The sequence below is a fragment of the Micromonospora sediminimaris genome (assembly GCF_016863575.1).
GTDB classification, from domain to species: Bacteria; Actinomycetota; Actinomycetes; order Mycobacteriales; family Micromonosporaceae; genus Micromonospora; species Micromonospora sediminimaris.
Genome location: NZ_BOPD01000038.1, coordinates 27,856 through 53,328, shown reverse-complemented (window position 1 = coordinate 53,328; position 25,473 = coordinate 27,856). Strand labels below are relative to the sequence as shown.

At 71.1% G+C, this 25,473-nt stretch carries 25 protein-coding genes; 12 read left to right on the top strand and 13 right to left on the bottom strand.

From position 1 onward, the window contains the following. Window positions 1-299 precede the first annotated feature (299 nt). The 9 genes from Vse01_RS25355 to Vse01_RS25315 all read right to left on the bottom strand — a co-directional run bounded on the left by Vse01_RS25355 (window position 300) and on the right by Vse01_RS25315 (window position 9,520). Window positions 300-953 carry an ABC transporter ATP-binding protein gene (locus tag Vse01_RS25355; RefSeq protein WP_093408926.1) on the bottom strand — a complete coding sequence of 218 codons (654 nt, stop codon included), beginning with the start codon at window positions 951-953 and terminating at the stop codon, window positions 300-302. Further along, a complete protein-coding gene (locus tag Vse01_RS25350) occupies window positions 947-1,915 on the bottom strand; it encodes an ABC transporter ATP-binding protein (RefSeq protein ID WP_093408929.1) in 969 nt (322 codons plus the stop codon). Before Vse01_RS25350 ends, Vse01_RS25355 begins: the two co-directional genes overlap by 7 nt. After that, window positions 1,912-2,820 carry an ABC transporter permease gene (locus tag Vse01_RS25345; protein WP_093408931.1) on the bottom strand — a complete coding sequence of 303 codons (909 nt, stop codon included), beginning with the start codon at window positions 2,818-2,820 and terminating at the stop codon, window positions 1,912-1,914. Before Vse01_RS25345 ends, Vse01_RS25350 begins: the two co-directional genes overlap by 4 nt. After that, window positions 2,813-3,856, bottom strand: a complete 1,044-nt coding sequence (locus tag Vse01_RS25340) for an ABC transporter permease (protein ID WP_232511395.1) — start codon at window positions 3,854-3,856, stop codon at window positions 2,813-2,815. Before Vse01_RS25340 ends, Vse01_RS25345 begins: the two co-directional genes overlap by 8 nt. Then, entirely contained in the window at window positions 3,826-5,433 is a 1,608-nt protein-coding gene (locus Vse01_RS25335; RefSeq protein ID WP_198413238.1) for an ABC transporter substrate-binding protein, read from the bottom strand. The genes Vse01_RS25340 and Vse01_RS25335 overlap by 31 nt, the downstream gene beginning before the upstream one ends. A gap of 42 nt (window positions 5,434-5,475) precedes the next feature. Then, window positions 5,476-6,873 (bottom strand): xylulokinase, encoded by a 1,398-nt coding sequence (gene xylB / locus Vse01_RS25330; RefSeq protein ID WP_093408934.1) that lies wholly within the window; start codon window positions 6,871-6,873, stop codon window positions 5,476-5,478. 131 nt (window positions 6,874-7,004) lie between these two features. Then, window positions 7,005-8,222, bottom strand: a complete 1,218-nt coding sequence (locus Vse01_RS25325; protein ID WP_093408936.1) for an ROK family transcriptional regulator — start codon at window positions 8,220-8,222, stop codon at window positions 7,005-7,007. A 202-nt stretch (window positions 8,223-8,424) separates the two neighbouring features. Next, window positions 8,425-8,880 carry a DUF3291 domain-containing protein gene (locus Vse01_RS25320; RefSeq protein ID WP_093408939.1) on the bottom strand — a complete coding sequence of 152 codons (456 nt, stop codon included), beginning with the start codon at window positions 8,878-8,880 and terminating at the stop codon, window positions 8,425-8,427. A gap of 22 nt (window positions 8,881-8,902) precedes the next feature. Then, window positions 8,903-9,520, bottom strand: coding sequence for a helix-turn-helix transcriptional regulator (locus tag Vse01_RS25315; protein ID WP_093408941.1), 618 nt, complete (start codon window positions 9,518-9,520; stop codon window positions 8,903-8,905). Between the two features lie 118 nt (window positions 9,521-9,638). On the opposite strand from Vse01_RS25315, the gene Vse01_RS25310 reads away from it, so the two are divergent. The 7 genes from Vse01_RS25310 (at window position 9,639) to Vse01_RS25280 (ending at window position 16,342) form a co-directional block, all read left to right on the top strand. Then, entirely contained in the window at window positions 9,639-10,247 is a 609-nt protein-coding gene (locus Vse01_RS25310; protein WP_093408944.1) for a YdeI/OmpD-associated family protein, read from the top strand. Between the two features lie 106 nt (window positions 10,248-10,353). Further along, entirely contained in the window at window positions 10,354-10,767 is a 414-nt protein-coding gene (locus Vse01_RS25305; RefSeq protein ID WP_093408946.1) for a DUF6069 family protein, read from the top strand. Between the two features lie 30 nt (window positions 10,768-10,797). After that, on the top strand, window positions 10,798-11,151 hold the full coding sequence (locus Vse01_RS25300; RefSeq protein ID WP_093408949.1) for a YciI family protein: 354 nt from the start codon (window positions 10,798-10,800) through the stop codon (window positions 11,149-11,151). A 20-nt stretch (window positions 11,152-11,171) separates the two neighbouring features. After that, a complete protein-coding gene (locus Vse01_RS25295) occupies window positions 11,172-12,371 on the top strand; it encodes an RNA polymerase sigma factor (protein ID WP_093408952.1) in 1,200 nt (399 codons plus the stop codon). Beyond that, a complete protein-coding gene (locus tag Vse01_RS25290; protein ID WP_093408955.1) occupies window positions 12,368-12,946 on the top strand; it encodes a dihydrofolate reductase family protein in 579 nt (192 codons plus the stop codon). The genes Vse01_RS25295 and Vse01_RS25290 overlap by 4 nt, the downstream gene beginning before the upstream one ends. 133 nt (window positions 12,947-13,079) lie before the next feature. Further along, window positions 13,080-14,180 (top strand): monodechloroaminopyrrolnitrin synthase PrnB family protein, encoded by a 1,101-nt coding sequence (locus Vse01_RS25285; RefSeq protein ID WP_139233220.1) that lies wholly within the window; start codon window positions 13,080-13,082, stop codon window positions 14,178-14,180. Window positions 14,181-14,206: 26 nt separating this feature from the next. Then, window positions 14,207-16,342 (top strand): SAM-dependent methyltransferase, encoded by a 2,136-nt coding sequence (locus tag Vse01_RS25280; protein ID WP_170863571.1) that lies wholly within the window; start codon window positions 14,207-14,209, stop codon window positions 16,340-16,342. Between the two features lie 21 nt (window positions 16,343-16,363). Here the strand turns inward: Vse01_RS25280 and Vse01_RS25275 are convergent, their stop codons facing one another. From Vse01_RS25275 to Vse01_RS25260, 4 genes are read right to left on the bottom strand one after another with little or no spacing between them, the layout of a single operon-like run. After that, entirely contained in the window at window positions 16,364-17,626 is a 1,263-nt protein-coding gene (locus tag Vse01_RS25275; RefSeq protein ID WP_093408960.1) for an oxamate carbamoyltransferase subunit AllG family protein, read from the bottom strand. Next, window positions 17,607-18,119, bottom strand: coding sequence for a biotin/lipoyl-containing protein (locus tag Vse01_RS25270; RefSeq protein WP_093408964.1), 513 nt, complete (start codon window positions 18,117-18,119; stop codon window positions 17,607-17,609). Before Vse01_RS25270 ends, Vse01_RS25275 begins: the two co-directional genes overlap by 20 nt. Further along, entirely contained in the window at window positions 18,112-19,116 is a 1,005-nt protein-coding gene (locus Vse01_RS25265; protein ID WP_232511396.1) for an alpha-ketoacid dehydrogenase subunit beta, read from the bottom strand. Before Vse01_RS25265 ends, Vse01_RS25270 begins: the two co-directional genes overlap by 8 nt. Further along, window positions 19,113-20,072 (bottom strand): thiamine pyrophosphate-dependent dehydrogenase E1 component subunit alpha, encoded by a 960-nt coding sequence (locus tag Vse01_RS25260; RefSeq protein WP_093408969.1) that lies wholly within the window; start codon window positions 20,070-20,072, stop codon window positions 19,113-19,115. The genes Vse01_RS25265 and Vse01_RS25260 overlap by 4 nt, the downstream gene beginning before the upstream one ends. Window positions 20,073-20,754: 682 nt before the next feature. Here Vse01_RS25260 and Vse01_RS25255 point away from each other — a divergent pair. Genes Vse01_RS25255 through Vse01_RS25235 form a run of 5 tightly spaced genes read left to right on the top strand, consistent with a single transcriptional unit; the run spans window position 20,755 to window position 25,436 of the window. After that, window positions 20,755-21,660, top strand: a complete 906-nt coding sequence (locus tag Vse01_RS25255; RefSeq protein ID WP_170863572.1) for an LLM class flavin-dependent oxidoreductase — start codon at window positions 20,755-20,757, stop codon at window positions 21,658-21,660. Next, window positions 21,657-22,268, top strand: a complete 612-nt coding sequence (locus Vse01_RS25250; RefSeq protein WP_093408974.1) for an O-methyltransferase — start codon at window positions 21,657-21,659, stop codon at window positions 22,266-22,268. The genes Vse01_RS25255 and Vse01_RS25250 overlap by 4 nt, the downstream gene beginning before the upstream one ends. Beyond that, window positions 22,265-23,266 (top strand): thiamine pyrophosphate-dependent dehydrogenase E1 component subunit alpha, encoded by a 1,002-nt coding sequence (locus tag Vse01_RS25245; RefSeq protein WP_093408977.1) that lies wholly within the window; start codon window positions 22,265-22,267, stop codon window positions 23,264-23,266. Before Vse01_RS25250 ends, Vse01_RS25245 begins: the two co-directional genes overlap by 4 nt. Continuing rightward, window positions 23,263-24,216, top strand: a complete 954-nt coding sequence (locus Vse01_RS25240) for an alpha-ketoacid dehydrogenase subunit beta (RefSeq protein WP_170863573.1) — start codon at window positions 23,263-23,265, stop codon at window positions 24,214-24,216. The genes Vse01_RS25245 and Vse01_RS25240 overlap by 4 nt, the downstream gene beginning before the upstream one ends. Beyond that, window positions 24,213-25,436, top strand: coding sequence for a pyridoxal phosphate-dependent aminotransferase (locus Vse01_RS25235; protein WP_093408982.1), 1,224 nt, complete (start codon window positions 24,213-24,215; stop codon window positions 25,434-25,436). Before Vse01_RS25240 ends, Vse01_RS25235 begins: the two co-directional genes overlap by 4 nt. The last annotated feature ends 37 nt before the right edge of the window (window positions 25,437-25,473 follow it).

Genomic DNA, 25,473 nt, shown 5'->3' with positions numbered 1-25,473 from the left:
AGGGACATACTGCGACCGCCGGAGGCTCTCACGACACCGCAACGGCTCCGTCGCAAACAGTAGCGGCGACCACCAAGTCTGTCAATGCAGCCTACAGGAACCAAGAATACGCAGGTCAGAGTGCATTGGACGAGCCCATGATCAATGCTGTGTGACATTCGACGAGACATTCATCGAACACCTTGTCACGGATGTGCAGAATTAATACCCCAGCCACCTTTCAGAATCATGACATGGTGAGCAAGTTGCGGCGGCATGTATAGTAGAATCGCCCGACATCACGCGGGATGACGGCAATGTCAATGTTGGTCGTGCAGCCGGTGAACGCGGTCAGTCCAATAAGCGAGCAGGTCGTCGTCATGACTGATGGCGAGGATTCCGGCGCCCTCCCGATCCCGGTACGCGTTCAACACGTGGACGAGAGCAGCGGTGGTGGAAGCGTCCAGCATGGCGGTCATCTCGTCGCAGATCAGATACCTGGGCCGCAACGCGAGAGCACGAGCGAGACAGGCCCGCTGCAGCTGCCCGTCGCTCACCGCGTGCGGACGGCGGTCGAGCAGGTCCTCGGTGAGTCCGACGGCCCCGGCCAGCTCGGACAGCCGCTGGGTCGCCTCGGCGCGCCGGCCGTTGGCTCGCAGCGGTTCCACAATGATCTGACGCAGCGTCAGGCGGGGGTCGACGGAGATCCTCGGCCGCTGGAACAGCACGCCGATCCGGGTTCTCAGCTCGCGTGGAACGGCGTACCGGTGTCCGCTCACCGAATCGCCGTCGATACGCACCACACCGGCCGTGGGCCGGTGCAACAGGGCGAGCACCCGGGCGAGGGTGGACTTGCCGCAGCCGCTCGGGCCCTGCAACCCCAGCACCTCGCCAGGTTCGAGGTCGACGTCGACCCCTCGGACGACGGGCCGACCCGGCGTCCAGCCGGCGGTGATCCCGTGAGCGGTCAGCATGGCCGGTGACAGGCGACCAGGTGCCCACCGTCGGTCGCCGCCAGCGGCACCTGCGCACACTCGGCGCCGGCACGCTGGCAGCGCGGCTCGAACGCGCAGCCGTCCGGTAGCGAGTCGAGCTGCGGTGGCAGGCCAGGGATCGGGTGAAAGCCGTTGCGCGGCAGGGCGGCCAGCAGACCAGCGGTGTACGGGTGCCGAGGCCGATGCAGCACCGTCTCGACGGGCCCGGTCTCGACGATGCGGCTGGCGTACATGACCGCGATGTCGTCGGCGATGCGGGCGGCGGCGTCCAGGTCGTGAGTGATCAACAGAACCGCATGCCCGAGGTCGACGAGATGCCGCAACTCGTCCAGCGTCCGCCTGGCCAGAGGCGCGTCCAGGCCGGTGGTGGGCTCGTCAGCGAGCAGGACCTCAGGATCGCCGGCCAGGGCGAGGGCGGTGACGGCACGTTGCGCCATGCCGCCGGAAAGCTCGTGCGGGTAGTGATCCAGGGCGCTCGCGGGCAGGCCGACCCGTGCCCCGGCCTCGACGGCGGCCAGGTCCGCCGCCCGTCGCCGTCGCCGGGTTGGCCGCCCGATCGTCGGCCGCAGTGTGGCCAGGGTTTCGGTGAGGTGACGGCGCACCGTGTGCACGGGGGTCAGGTGCGCGGTCGGTGACTGGGGCACGAGACCGATGCGCCGGCCACGGATCTGCCGGGCCAGCACCGGTTCCGGGGCGGTGAGCAGGTCCACCCGACCGACGCCGTCGGTAAGCGCAGCGGTGCCGGCCACCTCGGCGTTGCCGGGCAGCAGACCGAGCAGGGCACCCACCAGGACGGACTTGCCGCAGCCGCTCTCGCCGACCAGCGCGAGGCAACGCCCGGCCCGCAGTTGGAAGGACGCGCCGCTCACCGCCCGCACGGTGGTCCCGCGCGGCAGCCGGAAGCGCACCGACAGATCACGTACGTCGACGAGGACCGTCACCGGATCATCTCCGAACTTCGATACGGGTCAGTGCGCTCGCGGGCGTAACCGGCGAGCCCCGCGATGGCCAGCGCGGCCGCCACCAGCAGCAGCCCAGGGAAGAAGGAGTTCCACCAGCCGCCGGTGAGCAGGGACTGCTGACCGTCGTTGAGCATGTTGCCGAGACTGGCCAGGTGGGCCGGCAGTCCGAGGCCGATAAACGACAGCGCGGTCTCATGCCAGATCGCGTGCGGCACGACGAGGGTCGCGGCGAGGGCGGCATGCCCGGCGACGTTGGGCAGCAGGTGTCGCCGGATGACGTACCAGCGGGAGGCACCGCCGACAACCGCGGCGTCGACGAACGGTCGTTCCCGCAGGGACAGGATCTCCGATCGGACGATGCGGGCGGTGCCGAGCCAGTGGGTGAGCCCGATCGACGCGATGACCGGCACCAGGCCGGGCTGGAACATCGCCACGATGAAGATACCCAGCAGCAGATGCGGTACGGAGGCGACCGCGTCTACGCCGCGCATCAGGACGCGATCGACCCAGCCGCCGAAGGCACCGGCCACCGCGCCGACGGCGACGCCGATGACGGTGGACACCGCAGCAGCGACCAGCCCGACGATGAAGGAGACGCGCAGCCCGTACACGCAACGCAGCAGGACATCTCGACCGACCTCGTCGGTGCCGAACGGGTGGGCGAACGACGGTGGCAGCAGGGCCTGCCGCAGGTCGACGCTCTGCTGGTCGAGGTCCACGATGGGCGGGACGATCAGGACCGCGAGGGTCAGGGTGGCGAGCACCGCAACCGAGACGGCCAGCCGCAGGCGGGCCCGACGCCGGTACGCCTGACCGGGCCGGGCGGATCCGGCGCGGCGGCGGGCGGCGGGCCGCCAGTGCGGCGCGATAGCCTGCTCACCCATCGGCACGCACCCGGGGATCGGCGATCGAGTAGCCGATGTCAGCCAGCAGGTTCCCCACGAGCACCGAGACGGTCCCGAGCAGGGTCAGCGCCGCCAGCAGCGCGAAGTCGACGGTGGTCGCGGCGGTGACGGTGGCGGCGGCGACGCCGGGCCAGGAGAACACCGCCTCCACGAGCACCGCGCCGGTGATCAGTTCGGGTACCCGCGCGCCGACCAGGGTGATCAGCGGGAGCAGGCCGGTGCGCAACGCGTGGCGCAACACCACCGTGCGTTCCCCCAGGCCACGGGCGCGGGCACCGAGGACGTAGTCCTGGGTCAGCCCGTGCGCCACCGACTCGCGGATGAACAGCAGGAACCACGGCGCCTGTGCCACACCCAGCACGGCGGCGGGCAGAATCAGATGTTCGGCGACCTGCGCGACGGAGATGTCGGCGCCGGGGTCGGTCAGCCCAGCCGCCGGCAGCCAGCGCAGTCGCACGGCGAACAGCGACAGGGCGCCCAGCGCCAGCCAGAACACCGGCGTCGCCTCCAGCGTGTAGGCCACCGAGGAGACCGCCCGGTCGAACCACCCGCCCCGGTGCCACGCGGCCGCCGTGCCGGCGAGCAGTGCCAGTGCCAACGCCAGCAGCAGACCCGTGCCGGCCAGTAGCGCGGACCAGCCGAGTCGGTCACCGATGAGGGTGGCGACCGGCAACCCGAACGTGCGGGAGTCGCCGAGGTCGCCGCTGAGCAGGTGTTTCAGCCACCGACCGTACTGCACCAGCGCCGGGTCGTCCGCGCCCCAGTCCCGCCGGATCTGCGCCACCTGCTCCGGGGAGGCACGCAGAATCCGCACACCGAAGTACGAGGCGACGGGGTCGAACGGCGATGCCTTGCCGAGGACGAAGATGGTGGCGCTGACCGCGGCCAACACCGGGACGGCGAGCAGCAGCCGGCGCAGGACCAGCCGACCCAGCGCCCCGGCCAGCGACCGGCGCGGCGGTGCGCTCGTCGGCTCGGCGACCGTCACCGGACCGCCGCCGCGGCCGGAGTCCACTCCTCCAGGTTCCACCAAGGCCCGTGGATCAGACCATGGTCGTGCGGCTCCACCTGGTCACGCAGACCCGTCCAGCCCTCCCGCAACACGTACGTGTGGTTCAGGAAGACCAGGAACGCCCAACCCGGATCGTCGGCGTAGGCGCGCTGGAAGTCGTGGTAGGCCGCGACGCGTGCGTCGGTGTCGCCGGCTTGCCGGCCGCGATCCAGCGCGGCGTCCACCTCAGCATTGCGGTAGCGGGTCATGTTCACATAGCCGCCGGTGTCGGCGTACTTCGAGTGCAGCAGGGTGTAGGCGGCGCTGTCCGGGTCGTAGGGGTCGCCGCCGCCCCAGAGTCCGGCGGTGCCGGTGCGCCGTTGCAACATCTGCTCGAAGGTGGCGCTCTCCGCCCGGGCCTCGACACCGATCTCGGAAATGTTGCTGGCCGCAGCCACCGCCAACTCCTTGCGCAGCACGTCGTCGCCGGGATACAGGACCGGCAACTCGGCCCGCACGCCGTCCTTGACCCGTACGCCGTCCGGGCCCGGCCGCCACCCGGCCTCGTCGAGCAGTCGTGCGGCCTGCGCCCGGTCGAACGCGAACGCCGTGCTCGGTACGTGCCACTGCGCCAGCGCGGGCGCGACCGGGCTGCTCGCCGGCGTGCCCTGGCCGGCGAGGATGGTGTCCACCATGGCCTGCCGGTCGATGGCGAGGTTGACGGCGCGACGGGTCTGCGCCGTCGCGGTGATCGGCAGGTCGACGGGCAGCCCGATGCCACGGTAGTCAGCGCTACGGCTGGAGACGACCCGGTAGCCGGGCCGGCCTTCGTAGGTCCTGGCGAGCTTCGGCGGCAACGCGGCGGCGTCGAACTCGCCGGCGGCCATCCGCTGCGCGCGTACGTTGTCGTCGGCGGCGAACACGATCGTCACGTCGGTGACCTGCGGGGCGCCCCGGTAGTGGTCGGGGTTTGCCGTCAGCACCATCCGTTCGCCGGCCCGCCAGTCCACCAACCGATAGGGACCGGTGCCGACCGGGTTCCGGTTGAACGGCGCCGTGCGGATGTCCTGCCCGGCCAGCGCCTGCTTGGGCACGATGCCCAGGGCCAGCCGCTGCGCCCACGGCTGGTACGGGTACCTGAGCCGGAACTCGACAGTGTCGGTGTCGACGGCGCGCACCGATTCCAGCGCCTCGTAGTCCGCGGCGATGGGCGACTGCGACGCGGGCGCCACCACCGCCTCGTAGGTGAAGACCACGTCCTCGGCGGTGACCGGCTGACCGTCGGAGAAGGTGACGCCGGGCCGCAGATCCGCGGTCCAGGTCAGGCCGTCAGTGGAGACCCGGGGCAGCTCCGCTGCCAGTGCCGGCCGCAGGGTCAGGTCGGCGTCCCGGTCCACCAGGCCGTCGAACAGCTTGCTCGCCCCGTTGGGTGCGTAGCCGAGTACCGGGTTGAGGTTGTCCGGTTCCGACGCCGCGCCGATGACGATGCTGGTGCCACCCAGCGCACGATCGTCCCGGGGCGGGCCACCGCAACCGCTGACGAGCGCCACGGAGAGGGCAACGGGCAAGCCGACGGCGGCGCGAATCCACGAGATGGCCACAGATGCAAGCTAAATGCATCTGCACATCTTTGGCAATAGCGCTCAGCCCTCCGTCGCCGCGAGCAGTGGGAGCGCCCGCTGACGGACGTCGACGTAGCGCTCGTGTACGTCCGGGGTGCCGGCGGCGGCCACCTCGTCGGCAGCGACCGGCCACTGTGGCGGTTCGGCTCCACCGGCCAACGCCCAGGCCGCCTGACGTGCCGCGCCGAGCGCGACGTACTCGCCAGGGCGCGGCACGCTCACCGGTGCGCCGAACAACGCCGGCGCGACCGCCCGCACCGCACGCGACCGGGCCGCGCCGCCGACCAGCAGCACCCGGACGACCGGGATGCCCTGGGCGCGGAGGGCGTCGAGGGCGTCGGCGAGACCGCCGAGCATGCCCTCCACGGCGGCCCGCGCCAGATTCGCCGCCGACGCGTTCGCGCGGGTCAGCCCGGCGAGCAGACCGCGGGCGTCAGGCAGGTTCGGGGTGCGCTCCCCGTCCAGGTACGGCAGGAGCGTCAATCCGTCAGCGCCGGGCGGTGCCGAGAGCGCCAACTCGTCGAGTTCGGCCAGCGACCGGCCCAGCAGATCGGCGACCGCGACCAGCACCCTTGCCGCGTTGAGCGTGCACACCAGCGGCAGGAACCGACCTGTCGCGTCGGCGTAGCCGGCCACCAACCCGCTCGGGTCGGCGGTCGGGACCTCACTCAGCCCGAACGCGCATCCCGAGGTGCCCAGCGACACCACCACGTCGCCGGGTCCCAGGCCGACGCCGAGTGCCGCGCCCATGGTGTCGCCGGTGCCGGCGGCGAGTATCGCACCGGACGCGGTCTCGCCTACCGTCTCGGCAGGGCCGGCGACCCGGGGCAGTGCCACGTCCCGGCCGAAGGCGAGCCGCACCAGGTCCCGCCGGTACTCCCCGGTCGCCGGTGACCAGTACCCGGTGCCGGAGGCCTCACCGCGATCCGTCGTCGGCTCTCCCCCGCCAGCGCGCAATCGATGGGTGAGCCAGTCGTGCGGCAACAGCACCGTGCTGGTCCGGGCCGCGAGTTCCGGCTCGGCGCGAGCGAACCAGCGCAGTTTGGTGACCGTGAAGCTGGCCACCGGCACCAGCCCGACCGCGTCGGCCCACGCCTGCGGGCCACCGAATTCGCCGGTGAGGTCGACCGCGGCGCGCGCCGAGCGGGTGTCGTTCCACAGCAAGGCGGGACGCACCACCTCGCCAGCCTCGTCGAGGCAGATCATGCCCTGCTGCTGCCCGCCGACGCCGATCGCGGCCACGCCGTCCAGCAGCCCGGCGCTGGCCCGCTCGAAGGCGGCCCACCACAGGTGCGGGTCGACCTCCGTCCCGTCGGGGTGCGGGGCACGGCCCTCGCGGAGCACCTCGCCGGTGTCCGCGTCGCACACCACCACCTTCGTCGACTGGGTGGATGAGTCGACGCCGGCTACCAGTGTCATCGCACGCTCCACAGGGTCCGGTGCCGGTGTGTCGAGGCACTCGGGCGATGTTGTCGCGGCCGACTCTACGGCTGGGAGCCAGTTAGTTCAATGCCCTTCCTAAGTGGTCGGGACGCTGCCGGTCCGCGACCTCACGACCGGAGAACCACCCGGTCGTACGTCGTGGAGTGCTGCAACGCGAGCAGCACCGCACCGCGTACCTCCGCGTCCCGACCGAGAGTGGAAACCTGGATCTCCACAGCACGTCGGGCGGGACCGAGCGCGTACTGCGTCGTCGTCGCCCGGAGGTGGGGCAGCAGCAGATCGGAGATCGCGGCGAGGCCGCCACCGAGAACCAGCATCGCCGGGTTGTACGCGTTGATGACCCACGACGCGGCCAGGCCCAGGTTGCGGCCCACCTCCGCCACCGCCTCGGTCGCCACGGCGTCACCGCAGCGGGCCGCGGCAGCCACGTCCCGTACGTCGAACCCGCCGTTCAGCACCGACGCCCGGCCGGCCGCGAGCGCCTCCCGCGCGAGCCGGACCAGCGCCGGCCCGGACGCCAGCGTCTCCAGGCAGCCCACGTTGCCGCAGTTGCACGGCACGGTACCGCCCGGCATCCGGCAGTGTCCGATCTCGCCGGCCGTGCCACCGGCGCCGTAGAGCACCTGGCCGGCGCAGAGCACCGCCACCGACAGGCCGGTACCCACGTACAGCAACGCCAGGTCCCCGACCTTGGCGCCGACGCCTTCGAGATGCTCCGCGACCGCCGCCGCCTGACCGGCGTTGTGCAGGTAGACCGGCACGCCGAGGATGGCGGTCAACACCTCGCCGACGGGTACGTCGCGCCACCCGAGGTTCGGCGCCAGCAGGCAGACACCGCGGTGGAAGTCGGTGAGCCCGGGCAGCACCACACCGACCGCGGCGATTCGGCCGTCCGGCACCGCCGCCCCGACGACGCCCGCCGCCTGCGCCGCGACCTCCCGCAGCACCGCCTCGGGCGTGCCTGTCGGCGTGTCGAACTCACGACGCCCCAGCTCGTGCCCGTCGGCATCGCTGACCGCCACCGTGGTACGCCGGGCGCCGATGTGCGCGCCGACGACGAGATGCGAGGCGGCGTTGAACTCCAGCAGGATCGGCGGCCGGCCGCCACCGACCGAGGTGGCCCCTCGGCCCACCTCCCGGACCAGGCCGTCGGCGATCAACTCGTCGACGATCGCGGAAACGGTCGGCTTGGCCAACGTGGTGACCCGCGCGATGCCGGCTCTCGAGATCCGTCCGCCCGCCCTGAGGGCAGCGAGCACGAGCGACCGGTTCACCTCGCGCACGACGTTCTGGTCCGCGCCGCGTCGTGGCCCCGCGCCCTCCATCGCCTCACGCTACCCGCGCCGATCACCTGATCGGAGACCGGACCCGGCCCGGCCACCGGTCGACGTCGCGCCGTACCCGACGGGCCCGCGCTTCAGGTGGTCGAAGCGGCGGCGTCGTACGCCCGGCGCGCCGCCTCGATCGCGCCCAGATGCTGGTCGGCCCAGTCCAGGAGGACGTCGATCGATGACGGGGCGTGGCCGCTCAGGCGACGCGCTCGGCGGGAGCGGGGTACGGCTCGCGAAGGGTGAACGCCTCCGGCGACGGGCCACGGCGCAGCAGTTCCAGCCGTTCGGCGGCCTCGGCGAGGGTCGGCAGGACGCCGGCGGGAATCCACCACAGCACGAGGTGGGGGCGGTCGAGCGGCAGGAACCACTCCCGCCGCCGACGCATCGGCTCCAGGTGCGCGGTCCGGTACACGAAGCCGCGCAGCGACTCGATCGACTGCCACACGGTCAGGTTCACGATGATGTCCGGTTCGAAGGGTCGCAGGGCGGTCGCGTCACCGGACTCGTCCTGCAGTCGCCACACGTAACCGGGCGAGCGCTCGGCCAGGTCGTTGACCTCGGGAAGCAGGGCCACGAAATCGGCAAGCTCGGGGCTGTCGAGAGGGGCGCGAAGCCGGGCGATGTTCAGTTGCGCCACGTGATGGTCGGCCATGCGACCAAGCCTACATTCTATGTCAATCCTGATTGTTTTTAGATCGGATCACGACGCAGCACCCGGTCGGCCCGGGGTCGAGCCGGACGTCCCAGCCACGGTCGCCGACCAGACCGTCGAGCAGTGCCAGGTTCAAACCGCAGACCAGCGCGGGGTACGCCTGGGCCAGAGCGTGGAACGGACAGTTACGCAGCCGGATCGTCTGGTCGACATCCTCGAACGGCTCGTAGCCGAGCGTCCCCAGTCGTTCGAACACCCCGCCACCGGCGAGCTTCGCGCCCAGCTCCCGCGCTGCCGAGTGGACCGCCGGTTCCACACCGGACCGCTCGACCGCACTCGCCAGCACATCGGCCAGCAGCCGATAGTCGCGCGGCGGCAGCGTGACTGCGTGTTCGGCCGCCGACCGCCGGTACAGCTTGGCCGGCCGTCCCGCACCCGGCCCGCCACTGCGCGACGCATAGGACGTCTCCAGCAGTCCGGCCTCGGCCAGCTTGTCCAGATGGAAGGCCGCCAGGGTGCGGCCGACGCCCACCGCCTCGGCGACCTCGTTACGGCTCACCGGTTCCGCCTGTGTGACAACGTACTCGTACACCGCCCGGCGCACCGGCTCCCGCAGCGCCCCGACGGCCTCCAACGACATGCTGCCGACGCTACCCGCCCGATCACTGTCACCTGCCGAGGCTGCGGCGCCCGACCAGGTTCGCCGGTCCGGGCGGCGACACGGCCAACATGTCCGGGTACCGCACTAGTCTGCCGTCATGGCGAGCACTGAGCTGGATGAGTTGATCGTCGCGGACGCCGACGCCCTGCGTGCCTGGTTGTCGGTCAACCACGCCACGTCGCCCGGCGTCTGGCTCGCCCTCACCAAGAAGGGCGGCTCGGTCACCACCGTGACCTGGCAGCAGGCGGTCGACGAGGCCCTGTGTTTCGGTTGGATCGACGGGCAGGCCCGCAAACGGGATCACGAGACCTCCTGGATCCGGTACACCCCTCGCCGACCCCGCAGTTCCTGGTCCCAGCGCAACGTGGCCCACGTCGCCCGGCTGGAGGCGCAGGGGCGGATGCTGCCATCGGGCCGCGCCGCCGTGGAGGCCGCGAAGGCGGACGGCCGATGGGCGGCCGCGTACGCCCCACCGTCGGAAGCCGAGGTGCCGGACGACCTCCTCGCCGCCATCGCGGCCGAGCCCGCCGCCCAGGCCATGTTCGACGTGCTCACCAAGACCAACCGGTTCGCTCTCATCCACCGCCTCAACGCCGTGAAGCGAGCCCAGACCCGGGAACGAAAGATCGGCGAGTTCGTCGCCATGCTGGCCCGCCACGAGACGTTCTATCCGCAGAAAGCCCGGCCCCAGCCCACGCCGGACTGAACTTCCGCAAAAAATCTTGGCGTGCCTGTCGATCGGGGTGGGTCCTCTTCGTAGCTCTGGTGAGAGCCCGGCACCGAGCCGGACGAGACGCCTGCTGGAGGGCACGATGAGCACCACCACGAACACCACCCGCGCCACCCTGCCGGCCACCGGTGCGCTGATCGGAACCGGCGTTGTCGCGACGGCTGCCGCCAGCGTCGCCACGATGGCCGTCGCCGCCGCCGGCAACGCGGCCGGTGTCAGCCTCGACATCGGCGCAGCCCCGATCCCGGTCGCCGGCTTCAGTGTGCTGACCGCCTTCTTCTCGCTGATCGGCGTGGTCATCGCCGCGCTGCTGTCCCGCTTCGCCCGACGTCCGCGGCGCACCTTCGTCCGTACGACAGTGGTGCTGACCGTGCTGTCGCTGGTGCCGGATGTGATCGTCGACGCCGGCCCGGCCACCAAGGCGTTGCTGATGCTCACCCACCTGGTCGCGGCCGCGATCGTGATCCCCGCTGTCGCGCGCCGCCTGGCCGCCTGAGCCCACCCATCGAGTTACCGGAGGATCGTCATGAAGCAGTACCTGCTGTCCGTGCACTTCGTCGAGGGCGCGCCGGAGCCGTCCGACGAGGAGATGCAGACCATGTTCAGGGAGACCGGCCGGGTCAACGACGAGATGCAGGCCGCCGGCGCCTGGGTCTTCGGCGGAGGGCTCCGGTCGCCCGACAGCGCCACCGTCGTGCGGATCGAGAACGGCGCCACCACCATGAGCGACGGGCCGTTCGCCGAGACGAAGGAACACATCGCCGGCTTCTGGGTCATCAAGTGCGCCGACCTGGACGAGGCGCTCGCCTGGGCCGAGAAGTGCGCCGCGGCCTGCGGCCCGGTCGAGGTGCGCCCCTTCGACGACCTGTCCCGGGCCTGAACCGGAGCCGGTCACCCGACATGGACCTGGCGAACGTCTACCGCGCGGAGTACGGCCGCTGCGTCGCCACCCTGGCCCGCCTCCTCGGCGACATCCACCTCGCCGAGGAGGCGGTGCAGGACGCCTTCACCACGGCGCTGCAGAAGTGGCAGACGCTGCCGCCGAACCCCGGCGCCTGGATCGTGACCACCGCCCGGAACCGGGCCGTCGACCGGCTCCGCCGGGAGACCACCCGCGAGGCCCGGCACGCCGAAGCCCTGCTACTGCACCAACCGGACGAGCCCCAGGAGGTGGGACCGGTGCGGGACGACCAACTCCGACTCATTTTCACCTGCTGCCACCCGGCGCTCGCCCCCGACGCGCGTACCGCCCTCACGCTCCGGCTCCTCGGTGGCCTCGACGTGCCGGAGATCGCCCGGGCCTACCTGATCCAGGAGGCCACCGTCGCCCAGCGGATCGTGCGCGCCAAGAAGAAGATCCGCGACGCCGGCATCCCGTACCGGGTGCCCGCCGAACACGAACTGCCGGATCGGCTACCGCCCGTGCTCACCGTGCTCTACCTGATGTTCAACGAGGGCTACACGTCCACCGCGGGGCCGCTGATCAGGACGGACCTGTGCACCGAGGCGATCCGGCTCGCCCGCGAACTCGCCGCGTTGATGCCCGACGAACCCGAGGTGCTCGGCCTGCTCGCCCTGCTGCTGCTGACCGAGGCACGCCGCCCGGCCCGGCTCGGCCCGACCGGGGAACTCGTCCCGCTGGCCGATCAGGACCGGTCGTTGTGGGACCGGGATCTCATCGCCGAAGGCCACGACCTGGTCCGCCGCTGCCTGCGGCGCAACCGGCCCGGGCCGTACCAGATCCAGGCCGCGATCAGCGCGGTGCACACCGACGGCGCCGCCACCGACTGGCCACAGGTCCTGGCACTGTACGACCAACTGCTCGCGCTGGCACCGACGCCGATCGTCGCGCTCAACCGGGCGGTCGCGGTGGCGGAGGTACACGGCCCGGCGGTGGCCCTCGCCGCGTTGGCGGACATCGACCTACCCGGCTACCACCGGCTGCCCGCCACCCGCGCCGAACTGCTGGCCCGGCTCGGCCGCGACACGGAGGCCCGGGCCGCCTACCACGAGGCCATGGCACTGGCCACCAACGAGACCGAACGCGCCTTCCTGCAACGTCGGCACACCGAACTCACCCGGACGAGGAGAACCTCATGACCGTCACCTACACCTTCGACGTCTTCGCCAGCCTCGACGGCTACGGCACCCACAGCGGCGACTGGGGCGGCTACTGGGGCAAGCAGGGCCCCGAGCTGCTCGCGCACCGCCTCGCCGCGTACCGCGCGGAGCAGCGCATGGTCTTCGGCGCCGACACGTACCGGGTGTTCGCGCAGCTGCTGGCCGAGAGCACCGAGGAGTCCGAGGTACGCGACGCCTGGGTCACCCGAATGCGCAACCTCCCGGCGACGGTGGTGTCGAACACCCTCGAAGCTCCCCTCGACTGGCCGGACGCGACAATCGCGCGCGGCGACGCCGTCGACGTCGTCGCCCGGCTGAAGGAGGAGTCCGACATACCCCTGCGGTCGCACGGCAGCCTGTCGATGAACCGGGCGCTGATGGCCGCCGGCCTGGTCGACCGCGTCCAAGTGACCGTCTTCCCGGTGATCACGGGCCAGACCGGCACGGAACCCGTCTTCCAGGGCGCGGCCGACTTCGACCTGGAACTGCTCGAAAGCCGGACCCTCGACGGCCGCGCCCAGGAACTCATCTACCGCCCCACCCTGCACGTCTGACTCCGCCCGGCCCCTCGGCCACCGCCGCACGGGCACGGCTATCTGTCAGGGCTCTGTCAGGTATTCGTACGGCACGACGCCTTCCTGCTCGAATCAGGGACATCGCCTGGATCCGCGTGGGGGAAGGATTCACGTGCACCGCAGCGCAAATGTGGATGTGATCTCCGAGGAGCACAACGAGCAGGTCAGAAGGCTCGACCCGTTGCGGTTGGACAGCGAGCTTCGGATGTTGCCCAGGTTGAACAGGGCCGCCGATGTCGCCGCGTTGGCACGGGTGCTCGGCGCTGCGCTTCCCCCGGCGGAGAGCATCGCGGCCTTCACCACCGCGGAGTGTCTCGCCGCCATGCGTGATCTCGGCATGTATCTCGGCAGCCTGCAACGGCACGGGGTGTCCGCCTTCGACGCCGTGCCGGGCGCGACCAGGTCATTCCAGCTGCTGGGCCAGCGTACCGGGATGATTCCGCGGGACACGGTGTACCACTACACGTCGTGGAATCCGACGGGTGAGCGGGAACGGCTCTACACGGGGCACCCGATGGAGCGCAGCCTGATCAACGCGGTACGCACCTGCGTGCCGAACCTCGCCCACGCGGTCGACGTCGGACGCTCGCTGATGCAGGAGGACCCGGCCGCGCCCGTCCACGCGGAGCGGATCGCGTCGCTCGCCGCGCACATCGCGGTGGCGGACACGGTCATGAGCGGTATCCAGGCGAGCGTCACCCCCGAGTTCTTCGCGCGGGTGCTCAGACCGTTCTACGAGGACGTCCGCGTCGCCGGCCACACCTACATGGGACCGGCGGCGGCCCACATTCCGATCTTTCTCATCGACCTGCTCCTGTGGGCCTCGGACCGAGGAAGTCCGGGATATCTGCAGTTCTGCCGTGAGGTGTCAGCGCAGACCCTGCCGCAGTGGCGGGAGCGGTACGCGGAGTGGGCGAACACGCCATCCATCACATCCCGCGTCGTCGCGGCCCTCGGAACCTCCGGCGCACGGTCCCCGGACGAGATCGTCGAGGCCAGTGCGAGGAGCCTGCGGCGAGCCCTGCAGACCCTCACGTCGTTCCGCGGAAAGCATCTGGTGATGGCGCGACGCGCCTATCAGGAGGAACTCCGACTGTATGAACTGGGCAGTGGCGGCGGGAGTGTGGGGCTCCTTGAGGAGATCCTCGCCCTGACAAGACAGAACCGCGCCCTGCTCAACGCCACCGCTGCGCAGCGGGTCCAACTGCCGTGACGTACCCGGAAGGTAGGACGCTGACGATGGAGATCACGATAGTGGGGGCCGGGGTCGCGGGGCTGGCCACCGCGCTCAGCCTGCACGCGGCGGGCTTCGACCGGGTCACGGTCTTCGAGGCGGAGCCGGATCTGCGTCCACACGGGCTCGGGCTCAACATTCTGCCCAACGCCGTGCGGGAACTCGCCGAACTCGGGCTGCTCGACGAGTTGCAGCAGCACGCGGTCCGCACCCGGGAACTGGCGATGTACAACACCCGTGGGGATCTCGTGTGGCGCGAGGATCGCGGCACTCAGGCGGGTTACCGATGGCCGCAGCTTTCGATCTCCCGTGCCCGGCTCGTGACGGTTCTGGCCGACGCGGTACGACGGCGCCTGGGTGACAGGGCCATCGTCGCCGACGCACGGCTCGTCGGCCTGCACAGCGAGCCAGGTCGGACGTACGGGACCTTCATGGACCGGGACGGCACCACGCGTACGGTCGACACCGGGCTTCTCATCGGCGCGGACGGCATTCACTCCGCTGTCCGGGCGACGTTCTACCCGGCCGAGGGACCGCCCCCGGCCAACGGCATGACGATGTACCGAGGGACCGCCTGGGGCCGCCACTTCCTGACGGGCAGCACGATGGCGGTGCTCGGTGACGACCGGCGGCGACTCGTGCTGTATCCCGTCGACAGGGACAACGCCACGAACAAGTCTCTGATCAACTGGGTCGCCGCCTTCCCTGACGACGAGGCCGACCCGTTGCCGCACGATCGCACGGACGCCGCCGACCGGCGCGCGGCCGTACTTCGCCAGTTCGGCAGCTGGGCGCCGCCGGGAGTGGACCTACCCCGCCTGCTCGACGACACGGCGGACGTCCAGCGGTACCCGATGATCGACAGAGACCCGATCCCGCGCTGGAGCTTCAACGACGTGACGCTTGTGGGCGACGCCGCCCACGCCATGTATCCGGCCGGGTCCAACGGGGCCACCCAGGCCATCGTCGACGCCCGGGTGTTGTCGTGGCACCTGGCGACTCACGCCGATCTGGGCAGCGCCCTGCGCGCCTACGAGGACGAACGCCGCCCGCAGATGACCGAGTTGCAGCACGCGAACCGCTCCCTGGGGCCCGAGAAGGTGATCACGCTCGCCCACCAGCGGGCACCGCACGGGTTCACGGATGTGCGGGAGGTCTTCAGCGAGACAGAACTCGCGGAAATCTCCCGCAGCTATGCCCGGACCGGCAGGTTCGACCAGGACTGGGTCAACTCCCGACCGTCGCTGGGCGTAGCTCGGCAGCCCGGCAAGAGCGCGGGTACCAGCACGGCGGCGGCGGACCTCGCCGGGCGCAACGACGAGTCCAGGGCGGTGAAGGAGACCGGCTTCATCACCGCCGTCATCAGAGCCATTGAGCACGACCGCCCCGACGCCTACCTGGTGGACCGGTACGCCAAGCTGTTGAGCACCCCGGTGTCCCGGAAGATGACGGAGGCGGCGCTGGCCGCCGGCGGCACCGTCGGGTCCGTGATCGTCCGAGCCCGGTTCGGTGACATCGCGCTTCAAGCGGCGGCCGACGCTGGCATAACCCAGGTGGTCTGTCTGGCGGCCGGCAGTGACACCCGGGCATGGCGACTGGATCTTCCCTCGCGTACCCGGTTCTTCGAGGTCGACCTGCCGGGCCAGTTGGAGGCCAAGGAGCGGATGTTGGAGCCGGTCCGGGACCGGCTCCTCTGCCGTCGGACCTCCCTCGGCGCGGATCTTCGGCATGACACGTGGCCGCAGCAGTTGCGGGCAACCGGCTACGAACCAGACGAACCGACGGTCTGGATCATCGAGGGGCTGCTTCCCTACCTTGAGATCGAGGATTTCACCCGGCTGATCGGGACCGTGCGGAAGATGTCGACGCGCGGTTCGGTACTGCTTGTCGACGCGCCGCACACCGACTACTACACCGATCCGGCCAACGAGACGTTTCTGGCCTTCATGACGTCACGGGGATCCGCCTTCCAACTCGGCTTCGACGACCTCGGCGACTTCCTGCGCCACCAGGGCTGGACGGCGGAGGCATACACGCTGCGGCAGCTCTACGCGGGCGAGTGCTCGTGGCTGCCCGCGCCGCCCGAGCGCCTCTGCCCGCCCCGTGACCATCACTGGGTTGCTCGCGCCCAGCTCGACTGAGCAGCCTCACCCCGACCGACCTCAACGCCCAACCGATGACGGCACTCCCCTGGCCGCACCGAGCACGACCGCGGCCTCGCGGAACGGTGCGGTCGGCAGTTCCGCGATGCCGCCACCGATCTGGCCGACGCCGGGCCGTCGGTGCACGATGCCGGTGCTTACCGACGGACCAAAGCCGGCACGCGCCACCCGATGCACATCGATGCCGGTGGCGACGCCCCGGAAATCGTCGCCGGCCAGCCTGAACCGGTCCCCCGGCGCGGCGGTGATCTCGCGCATCCGGGCGGTGTGCCGCGCGACACTCGCCGCCGACCAACCAAGCTGCGCGGCGACCACGGGGCTGGCGGCAAGCGCCACGGCGCCGAGACCCACGACCTCCATGACGAAGGAGTCACCCGCGATCGGGTGGGCGTCTGCCGGGCGGTACCCGTCGAAGAGCACGACCTCGCCCACCGGCGCCTCGGTGACGAACCACCGGTCGCCGGTACCGCTGACCCGGACGCCGAACTCGTTCCCGTTGGAGGCCAGCGCGGTCACGATCGGACTGCGGTCATGGCCGTGTGCGGTGTCGGCGAGCAGGCGAGCCGCGGGTGTGGCGAACGCCCCGAACAGGTGCAGGTTGGCGCGGCACCACCGGGCCACGCGGGACACGTCCGGGCCGGACAGCTGGCGACCCAGCAGGGTGGCGAAGACCTGGGTCAGTAGCAGGGAGCTACCCGCTACGGTGCGGGCATGGCACTCGTCGCCACGGCGCAGGGACTCGGCCATGATGCGGGTCACGTTGATCGGTGTCAGCCGGGCGACCTGGTCGAGCACTGGTACGACGACCTGGCCGATCCACCGGATCTGGTCGAGCACCTGCTGCTCGTGACAGCCGAAGCGCAGGCACGCGCCAGCGCCGTTCTCCAGCGGACCGAACGCCTGCCGCCCGTCGGCGTCCGCCACGACCACGACCGGCATGGACGGCGACAGCACCCCCGTCATCGGCACCACGGCACCCACATCGACCGACGGCAGCAGCCGCACCTCGCGGCGGTCGATCAGCCGCTCGGCGGCGGCGGGGCTGTCGGCCTCTTCTTCGAGAAGCAGTGCGCCCACGATGGCCGACCGCATCGGTGCCGGCGCGTCGGCGATGTCCAGCGGCGGACCGGGGTGCAGGAAGGTGCGGCGATCCAGCTCGGCGCAGACGGCGCCGGCGAGGTGCGCTCCGGCCAGGTTGACCTGCACGCTCTCCCAGCCGGGGAACGGCTGCTCCGGGCCGTGGTCAGCGGGTGGGCCGGGCATGGCCGTCCTCCTGCGAAACCGCGGTGACCTCCGCTGCGTCGAGCGGCGGCACGACCGGACCGGCCAGCAGAGCCGCCACGTCACTGCGACGGATCAGCGCGCGGCCCAGCATGGCCAGGTCCTGTTCGTCGATGCCGTGTTCCCGCATGAGGGCCCGCGCCGGTTCCGTGATCACCAGGGCAGCGGGCACGACCCGTGGGGCTTGCGGCGTACGGTCGGCCTCCTCGCGGTCCGGGCCGGCAACCGGCGGCGGCGCCTGCGACGGCGGCGTCAGTACCGCCACGACCTGACCCGGCCGGCAGTCGGCGCCGGCCGGCAGTCGGCGGCTCAGCACCCCGGTGTGCTCGGACACCAGGTCCTCCAGGGCCTTCGACGTCTCGACCGTCGCCACCGTCGCGCCGCTCTGCACCGTCGCGCCGTCGTCGACCAACCATTCGACCAGCACGTACGAGGCATCGTTGGTGTTGAGCCGGGGGATTCGGATGTCAGCCATTGACCAGCTCCTTGACGGCGTGCCGGATCGTGCCGCTCTGCACCAGCACCTGTCGTTCCAGGTGGGCTGCGGCGGGAATGATGCTGTCGAGCGAGTGGATCAGGCGGATCGGTGCGGCCAGGGTGCCCCACAGGGATGGATGCAGAGCCGCTGCGACCTCGGCGCCCCACGTGCCGCCGGCGGTGCTCTCCTCGATCACCGCCACCCGCCGCGCCGGCCCCGTCAAGCTCAGCAGGGGCGCCCGGTCCACCGGGTAGAGCCGGGACACGACAAGCAGCTCGGCCACGATCTCGTCGTGCAGAAGCAGCTCACGCAGCGCCTCGACGGCGCGGTGCACCAGCGCGCCGGAGGTGATGAGCACGCAGTCCGGCGGTACCGGGTCGTGCAGGCGGATCCGGGCCACGCCGTCGGTGAGCTCGTAGCCGAAGAGGTCGTCCACCATGCCGCCGGTGAACATGCGTTCGCCGTAGAGGACCTTGCCCTCGAACAGCACGGCGGGCACCCCGTCATCGAGCATCCGGGTGAGCAGCGTGTGGTTGTCGTGCAACGGCGACACCTCGTAGAGCGCCAGCCCGGGTACGCCGACGAGATGTTTCTGCGGGGTCTGGCTGTGGGTCGGCCCGTACCCGCGATTCCCACCGGTCGGGCAACGCACCACCAGGCGCAGGGGCAGGCGACGGCCGTACATGGCGGTCGACTTGCTGGCGAAGTTGACCAACTGGTCGAAGGCGAGCGTGACGAAGTCGGCGAACATGATCTCCGCGATGGCGGTGTCGCCGGCCAGGGCCAGCCCGCTGGCGACACCCACCAGAGCACCCTCGCTGATCGGTGTGTTGCGGACCCGGTGGGGATACCGGGTGGAGAGCCCCCGGGTGACTTTGAAGGCGCCACCGTACGGATCGCAGACGTCCTCGCCGAGCAGCATGGCCCGCTCGTCCTCGGCGAACAGCCGGTGCAACGCGGTATTGAGATCGCCGGCCACCCGGGGGGCGGTCACCGTGGGCTCCACGCCGTCAGCGGCCGGGCCAGCACCTCGGCGACGATCCGTTCGACCCGCCGCGACTGCTCCGCGTCGATTCGATCGAACTGCTCAGGGTGCCCGGCCGCGTATCCGGCCGCCCAGTCCGCCGCGCGGACCGCACGCAACTCGGCCGGCGAGCGGGAGTCGTCGCCCTTGCTGTGCGGGCCGAGGCGATGGGTGACGAACTCGACGACGAACGGCCGTGACGCGTGGCGCACCTGCTCCACCAGCGGCCGCAGGGCCGCTCGCAGCCGGTTCACGTCGGTGTCGGTGAACCGCTCGTACGCGATGCCGAAGGCCGCCGCCCGGCCACCGATGTCGCCCGCCATCTGCTGCGCGGTCGGCGTCGACTGGGCGATGCCGTTGTTCTCCGTGACGACGAGCAGCGGCAGCTCCCACCGGGCGGCGATGTTCAGAGCTTCGTAGACCACACCCTCGCCCCAGGTGCCGTCACCGGTGTAGACGCAGGCGAGCGCTCCCGGGGTGGACCGCTTGAGGTGCAACGCCACGCCCGTGGCCACCGGCAGGCTCTGCCCCTGCACGCCGGTGGAGAGGAACCGTTCGCGGAGCAGGTGCTGGCTGCCGCCGACACCGCCGCAGACAGCACCGGCGCGACCGAGCAACTCGGCGAGCAGGCCCTCGGGGTCCGCGTATCTGGCCAGGTAGTGGCCGTGGCCCCGGTGGTTGCTGAAGATGTGGTCGTCGTCGCGCAGCAGGGGCGTCAGCGCCACGGGTACGTACTCCTGCCCGAGACAGGTGTGTGTCGTGCCGTGCAGGAATCCCTGCTCGAAGAGTTTGAGCAGGCTTTTCTCGAAGTGCCGAATGAGCAGCATGGCGGACAGGTCCGCGTCCGACAGTCGGCTGCGCGACGGTGGGCCGGCGCCCTCGTCGAGCACCGCGGTGGTATTGCGCGACCGAGCATGGTTGATCATGCGCCTTCGTTCCCCCGTCGGCGTGAAAGCGATCTGGCAAAGCGCGCGAGACGTCCGATGATAGCGGCTGGATTCGTAAAGTGTCGCCGGCCGCAGTGCGGACCGGCCGGCGCGCGGGCTCCCGGACGACAATAGCCATCCCGTCAAGGCAGCGGGATGGTCCACTATGGTTTTCCGTGGTCCCGGGCCGTTGTCGAGATAGGCGCTTCTCACTGCGCGGGATGCTGGTTGACGACCCGGCGCTAGCCACGGTTCCATCATCGAGGCGTCACGACCGACTGTCACGGCGTCACACCGGAGGCTCAACAGAGACAGGTGGCCACCTTCTTCAGGCGACACCACACCGGTCGTTCAACGGGGGATTCAAATAGCACACATCGCGTACGCCCATGCCGTCGCACCACAATTGGCGACCGCATCGAGGGCTTGGTCAGCAACTGCGCAGAAGTGACGTCAGGTGCGTTGACGCGTGCCCTGACGACAATGTTGTGCGAACTGAACTGACGCTAAGTTAACAATTCGCGTCGTCGGTCGCCACGACACGGGAATGACACCGCGACCGCCGTCGGGAACGGCCTGCCGCCGTCTGGTTCTGCCATATTCGTGCCGGCTGGTGGGGTGTGCCGTGCGCCTCGACCGCGGGACAGGAGCACTCGATGAGTCGGTCCACCATCCGTACGCGATGGCGTACGCCGTGACGGCCGCCCAGCTGAATTTCGGCTTCAAGGTCGCACAGCAGCTCATCAGCTGGTCGCAACTGAAACGGCTCTGGTCCGCCGCCGACGCCGACGGCGAATGGCGGGACGCCTGGCTCTACGACCACTTCCAGCCGGTGAACGCCGCGCCCGACGGCAGCTGCCTGGAAGCGTGGACCCTGCTGGCCGCCTTGGCGACCCAGACCGCACGACTACGGATCGGCGTCCTCGTCACCGGGAACGTCTACCGGCATCCCGCCGTGCTGGCGCACATGCTCGCCACCGTCGACCACGTCTCCGCCGGGCGGGTCGAGTTCGGCTTCGGTGCGGGCTGGCACGCCGAGGAATGCCGGCGGCTCGGCATACCCCTGCCCGCTCCGGCGGAACGGCTCGCCCGTTGGGACGAGGCATGCACCGTCGTGCACCGGCTCTGCACCGAGGACACCGTCCACTTCGCCGGCCGGTACTACCAGGTGGAGGGCGCCGGTCTCAATCCGCGCCCGAGCACCCGGCCCCGCTTCGTCCTCGGGGCCTCCGGACCGCGCGCCCTGAAGGTCGTGGCCCGGCACGCAGACGTCTGGAACGTGGCCGACGGCCAGGTCAGCACCCTGCGTCGGGGCCGGGACGTCCTGGCCAAGCACTGTGTCGACAGCGGACGCGACCCTGCCGAGATCACACTGTCGGCGCAACTGCACGTGGCCGCCGGGGACCTGCTCGCGGCCCGGTTCTGGACGGCGCGGCTGGTGGCCGCCGGGGCCCGGCACGTCGTGTTCAGTCTGCCGCCCGACGCGTCGCCGACGCTGTTGCGCCGGCTGGTGACCGAGGTCATCACCCCGGTACGAGACGAGTGGCACGCGAAATCCCGTCCCGACCCGTCGGAGGTGGCACCATGACGACCCGCACCGCGGTGCCGCCCCGGGTGCGCCGCGCCCTCGCCCGCGCGTCCGAGCACGGCTTCCACGGCGCCTGCGAAGACCCGGTGGGTCCGCTGCTGGCGACGTTGGCGGCAGCGGTCCCGCCCAACGGTCGGATCCTGGAACTGGGCACCGGTACGGGGGTCGGCACCGCGTGGCTGGCCGAAGGGATCGACCGGCGCGACGACGCCCGGCTGGAGACGGTCGAGCTGGACGAGTCCCTGGCCGCAGCCGTGCGCGCCGACGACTGGCCGACGAACGTCGTGATCCACACGGGTGACGCCGAGGCGTTGCTGCCCACGCTGGGCCGGTTCGACCTCGTCTTCGCCGACGCCGTCGCCGGCAAGTGGACCGGCCTCGACCTGACGATCGACGCGCTGGCGCCCGGCGGGTTGCTCGTCGTCGACGACATGGACCTGGGGCGCTACACCGACCCCGAACACCGCGCCGCGGTGCTGCGGGTGGAACGGACGCTGACCGACGACCCCCGGCTCGTCACAGCGCCGATCCCGGCCGGCACCGGCCTGATCATCAGCACCCGACGACCTGACCTTCCGCACGACAGCCGAGATGAGGAGACCCCATGACCACGGCCGTCGCCCCGGCCAGGAGCGCCGAACCGGCCGCGCCGGACCCGGTCGCCATGTTCGCCAGCATGGTGCTGATCCGGGTGTTCGAGGAGCGGATGATGGAGCTGCGCACCGCCGGTGAGGTGATCGGGCCGGTGCATCCGTACGTCGGCCAGGAGGCCATCGCCGTCGGGGTGTGCGCGGCACTGACCCAGGCGGACTCCCTGGTCAGCCACTACCGGGGGCACGGGCACGCGATCGCCCGCGGGGTGGACCTCGACGCCCTCACCGCCGAGCTGTTCGGCCGAGCCGCCGGGCTGTGTGGCGGTAAGGCAGCCGCGCTGATCAGTGACAGCCGGACCAATCTGCTGATGTCCAGCGGCATCGTCGGTGCCGGCGTACCCGTCGCCGCCGGCGCCGCCATGGCCGCCCAGGTACGCGGTGAGCCGGCGGTCAGCGTCGCGTTCATCGGTGACGGCGCCCTGGGCAGCGGCGCGGTGCACGAGACCCTCACCATCGCCGCCGTGCAACGGCTGCCGCTGGTGCTGGTCTGCGAGCACAACGGGTACCAGGCCGGCAACCGCACCGAGGAGGTCTATCCCGAGGTGTCACTGCTGCGCCTGGCCGAGGCACACCGGGTCCGCGCGGTGGGGATCGACGGCAACGACGTGGCCGCGGTCGCGACGGCGGCCCACGATGCCGTGCGACTCGCCCGGGGCGGCGGGGGCCCGACGTTCATCGAGGCGCGGACCTACCTGACCCGGTTCCACCTGCAGTTCGAGCGCCCTTCGCCGGAGGTGCGGCCATCGGACGAGATGGCGGCGTGGCGGGCGCGGGATCCGATCGACACCGCACGACAGAGCCCACCCCTGCGGGACCGGCTGTCGGACGCGGACGTCGAGGCCATCTGGGAGCGGGCCCGCGAGCGGGTCGAGCGCGCCGTCGAAACCGCCCGCAGCTCCCCATGGCCGGCACCGGAGGAAGCGGCGACGCATGTCTGGGCGGAGGAACCGTGAACGAAGTCGGTCTGCTGGATCTCGTCCTCGAAGAGGAGTTCACCCGGGATCCGAACCTGGTGTTCCTGGCCACCAACTCACCGGCGTCGCTGCGCCGACGATTCGGCTCGGACCGGGTGCGCATCTGCGCGATCTCCGAACAGGCGATGACCGGCATGGCGGTCGGCGCGGCAATAAGCGGCCTGCGGCCGATCGTCGACCTGAACCGGGCCTCGTTCGCCATGCTGGTGATGGACCAACTGGTCAACCACGCCGGCCGGATGCACTATCTCTCCGGCGGCCAGTACCGGGTGCCGATGATCGTGACGTCGGCGACCCGCGGGCGGCAGCAGCTCGGCCCGCAGAACGAACAGTGTCCGTACGGCATCTTCATGCAGACACCGGGTCTCGCCGTGGTCGTACCCGGCTCGTTGCGGGACGCGTGCGCGTTGCTCCGCGGCGCGACGCGGTGGCCCGGCCCGGTCCTGTACTTCGTCGCACCGGAGCTGAACCGTCAGCGGGGGCTGAGTGCCGCGCTCGCCGCCGCTCCGCTGCGCTTCGGCGAGGCCGCGCACCTGCGTCACGGCGACGCGGCCACGATCGTGGCGATCGGTGGCGCCGTCAAGGTCGCGTCGGACGCGGCCGACGCGCTCGCCGCCGACGGCGTGCACTGTGACGTCCTCGACCCCCGCACGCTGGTCCCGCTGGACACCGCGGCGTTGGCCGCATCGGTCCGCCGTACCGGGCGACTGGTCTTCGTCGACGACGGCCCGCGCTCCGGTGCGCCCGCGCAGATCCTGTCCCGGCTGCTCGACGAGCCCGGGGTGGCGGCTGCGGCCGGTGGGCGGATCGGGTACGTGTGCCAGCCCGACGTTCCGGTGCCGTCCGCTCCCCCACTCGAAGAGACGATGTGGCCGACCGAGGGACGCATTCGCGCCGAGGTACAGCGGGTGCTGGGCGAGCCGGAATGACCGAGGCCCTGCGTACGCTGGCAACTCCACCGCCAGCGTCCCGCGTCGTATCCGCGCAGCCTCCGCTGCGCAGTCTGCTGCGGCACTCGGCGTTCGCCGTGCAGCGTCAGGCGGACGAGTTGGCCGCCACCGGCCGGGACGTCATCCACCTCGAACTCGGCGAGCCCGACCTGCCGACGGCGGCCCACATCGTGTCGGCGATGGTCAGCAGCGCGCGGGACGGTTGGACGCACTACACGGCCCCGGCCGGTGACCCGGAGATACGCCAGCACCTCGCCGGACACTACGCGCGGCTGCTGCGGATGCCGGTGGCCGCCGAGCAGGTGCTGCTCGTGCCCGGCAGCAACATGGTCCTGCACTTCGCCCTGCTGACCCTCGTCGCTCCCGGCGACGAGGTGCTGCTGCCGGATCCAGGCTTTCCGGTCTACGCCGAGCTGGTGCGGCTCGCCGGCGGGGTGCCCGTCAGTTATCCGCTCCGCGGTACGGCCGGCTTCGCCCCCGACATCGCTGAACTGGCCGCCCGGGTCACCGCCCGGACCCGCCTGCTGGTGGTCAACTCACCACACAATCCCACCGGAGCCGTCCTGCTCCCGGAGACCGCCCGGGAGCTGACGGACCTCGTCCGGCGGCACTCCTTCTACGTGCTGCGCGACGAGGCGTACCGGGGGTTGAACTGGACCGGTGTGGACACCGACGCGGTGCTGGCCGAGCTGCCGCCGGAACGCGTCATCGTCTCGGAGACACTGTCGAAGAGCCATGCCATGTGCGGCTGGCGGGCCGGGATCATGGTGGCTCCCCCGCACCTCGCCGCCGACTTCGCGGTCCTGATGACCAACACGAACTGCTGCATGCCGGCGTTCGTCCAGCGGGCGCTGCCCGCAGCGCTGACCGCGCCCGAGACGGCCAGCTGGTCGGCGAGGTACGCCGCCGAGTACCGCGCCCGTCGTGACCTCACCGTCACCCGGCTGCTCGACATGCCCTCGGTGCGACTCACCCCGCCGATGGGCGCCTTCTACGCGTTCCCCGACATCAGCGACACGGGCCTGCAGGACGTGGTCTTCGCGCAGCGGCTGCTCGCCGAGACGGGAGTCGCCGTCATGCCGGGCAGCAGCTACGGCCGGCATGGCAGGGGCCATGTCCGGCTGTCGTTCACCCAGCCACCGGACCGCCTGACGGACGCGCTCGACCGGATGCACCGGTTCCTGGCGGAGCTGGCGTGACGCCGGGGCCACGGCCGTTCCCCCGGTCGTGGCCCGA